The sequence below is a fragment of the Palleronia sp. genome, assembly GCF_042089775.1.
Classification (GTDB): domain Bacteria; phylum Pseudomonadota; class Alphaproteobacteria; order Rhodobacterales; family Rhodobacteraceae; genus Palleronia.
This window is the reverse complement of record NZ_JBELKF010000258.1, coordinates 1-2521: the sequence shown is the minus strand read 5'-3', so window position 1 is coordinate 2521 and position 2521 is coordinate 1. Positions and strand designations below refer to the sequence as shown.

Annotated in this window: 4 protein-coding genes; all 4 read left to right on the top strand. The window is 64.7% G+C overall.

The annotated features are described in order from the left end of the window. Positions 1 to 317: SCO family protein (locus ACFDS3_RS20860; RefSeq protein WP_375264238.1), on the top strand; the 317-nt coding region annotated here is incomplete at its 5' end. Positions 318 to 389: 72 nt separating this feature from the next. Beyond that, complete coding sequence (locus ACFDS3_RS20855) at positions 390 to 848, top strand: copper chaperone PCu(A)C (RefSeq protein WP_375264237.1); 459 nt, start codon at positions 390 to 392, stop codon at positions 846 to 848. Continuing rightward, a complete protein-coding gene (locus tag ACFDS3_RS20850; protein WP_375264236.1) occupies positions 848 to 1474 on the top strand; it encodes an SCO family protein in 627 nt (208 codons plus the stop codon). The genes ACFDS3_RS20855 and ACFDS3_RS20850 overlap by 1 nt, the downstream gene beginning before the upstream one ends. Before the next feature lie 153 nt (positions 1475 to 1627). Continuing rightward, on the top strand, positions 1628 to 2521 hold an 894-nt coding region (locus tag ACFDS3_RS20845), incomplete at its 3' end, for a heavy metal translocating P-type ATPase (RefSeq protein ID WP_375264235.1).

Genomic DNA, 2521 nt, shown 5'->3' with positions numbered 1-2521 from the left:
GGGTCCAGCCCGTCTTCATTACCGTCGATCCGGAGCGCGACGACGTCGAGGCGCTTGCGGAATACGTGCCCCAGTTTCACTCGGCGATCCTTGGCCTGACCGGCACGTCCGAGCAGATCGAGAGCACTGCGGAGACCTTCAATATCTATTACGAGAAAGTGGACGAGCCGCAGGCGCCGGACGGCTACGCCATGGGACACACATCCCAAGTCTTCCTCTTCAACCCAAAGAACGAGCTGGTTCGTCTCTTCAGCTACGGCACACCGCCATCCGAGATCAGGACGGATCTGGTGGCCCGGATCGCGGGTGATGCTTGACGACCGAGACAAACAGAACTGAGCCGCCGTCTCCACGGGCGCGTGCGGCCCAACATCATGCAAGGATATCCCATGAAGCTACCTGTCGCCTTCAGCGCAGTTACGTTCGCTTTCTCCCTGCCCGCGACCGTTTTCGCCGGCTCGTCAGAGATCACCGTCGAAGATGCTTGGGCCCGCGCCTCGATCGGGATCAGCCGGCCAGGCGCAGCCTACATGACTATCCGCAATACCGGCGATGAAGCCGTGATATTGACCGGCCTCAGCACGGAACTGGCCTTGATGCCTGATATCCACCGGAGCACGACGAACGAGCAGGGCGTCACGTCGATGTCGCCGGCCGACGATATCGAGATCCCGGGAGGGGGAGCAGTCGTTCTTGAACCAGGCGGGCTGCACGCCATGCTGATGCAGCTCCAGCGCCCGATGAAGGAAGGCGGGAGCTTTGACCTGACGCTCGAATTCTCGGATGGCGGCAAGGCGCAGGTCGAGGTGCCGATCCTTGACATTGCGGCGCGAGGGCCGGAGGACTGATGCGGCGACGGACCTTCCTGCGATATGCGGCGGCCGGAAGCGGGGCGGCGGCGACCACGCTCTTCATCGGCTGGTGGCGCGTCGACGGGCCGGGTGCAGCCGAACCGGTCGGCCGGCTCCCACTTCCGTTGACCGGGATGGCGTTCCGCCTGACCGACCACGAGGGACAACCCGTGGGCCCAGAGAGCCTGGCAGGGCGCCCATCGCTTGTCTTCTTCGGCTTTACCTACTGTCCGGAAGTCTGCCCGACGACCCTGTCGGATATCTCGCACTGGCTCGACGGTCTGGGTGACGATGCCGAGACGCTGAATGTCGTGCTGATCACCGTCGATCCCGAGCGGGATACGGTGGAGGCGTTGGCTGATTACGTTAGCTACTTCCATCCTGCCGTTCGCGGCTGGACGGGATCGCCGGCGGAGATTGCTCGCGCCGCCGAAGGCTTCCGGGTCCGCTATGAGAAGGTGCGGGTAGAGGGCGGCGACTACATGATGGATCACACTGCCGGTGTCTTCCTGTTCGATGCCGAAGGAGGCTTTTCGAGCATCATCGACTATCACGAGCCGCGCGAGTTCGCGTTGCCGAAAATCCGTCGCGCGATGAGGAAGGACGGAGAAGGATCTGCATAGTAAGCTCGTTGCACGTCGGGTCTCGGCGAAAACGAGGAGACCGCGGTTCGCGCCGATGAAGCGCAGCAGGACTTGAACCTACAGTTGGTAGAGGTCCTATCTCTGCGCCTCGACAGCTGTTCGACGATTCGGATGCGCGGCAGGAGAGCGGAAATGGCAGACGGCGGAAAGCAGATCGAGTGGCGCGTGACCGGCATGGATTGCGGCGCCTGTGCGGGCAAAGTCCGCGGAGCGGTTGAGCGGCTGCCTGGAGTGGCGGACGTCGATGTCGCACCCATGACGGAGCGCTTGCGCCTGACGCTGGACGAAAGCCGCTCCACGCCCGAGAAGGTCGAGAAGGCGGTGCGGGCCATTGGCTACGGAATCTCTCCCCGCGGCGCTGCGCCGGAGAAACCTAAGGGTGGCTTTGTCCTGCCTGAGGGAGCTTTTCCTGGGTCTGTTGCCGCTACTCCCGAGCAAGAGGAAGAGCCGCAGCAGCCCCGTCCCGCCGAGGAGGCGCAGCCTGCCTGGCACTCCACCCCCAAGGGCCGGCTCGTGCTCGGCACTGGCGCTCTGCTCGCAGCGGCTTGGGTAGTCCATCTCTTAGCCTCGGAAGAGATTGCTCAGTGGGTCTTTGTGCTGGCCACGCTGATCGGGCTCGTCCCTGTCGCGCGGCGCGCCTTCGCGATGGCGCGGATCGGCATGCCGTTCACGATCGAGATGCTGATGACGATCGCCGCCGGCGGCGCGCTGGTGATCGGGGCGGCGGAGGAAGCGGCGCTGGTCGTCTTCCTCTTCGCTGTGGGCGAGATGCTCGAAGGTGTCGCCGCGAACCGGGCGCGCAACGGCATTCGCGCACTGTCACGCCTGGTTCCGAAGACGGCGCTGCTCGAGACGGGCGGGCGGACGCGCGAGGTCCCGGCAGAAAGCCTGAAGATCGGTCAGATCGTCCTGGTGCGCCCCGGCGACCGAGTGCCGGCCGACGGCGAGGTGATCAACGGCACGTCGGGTGTCGATGAAAGTCCAGTGACAGGCGAGAGCGTGCCCAGCCTCAAGGAACCGGGCAGC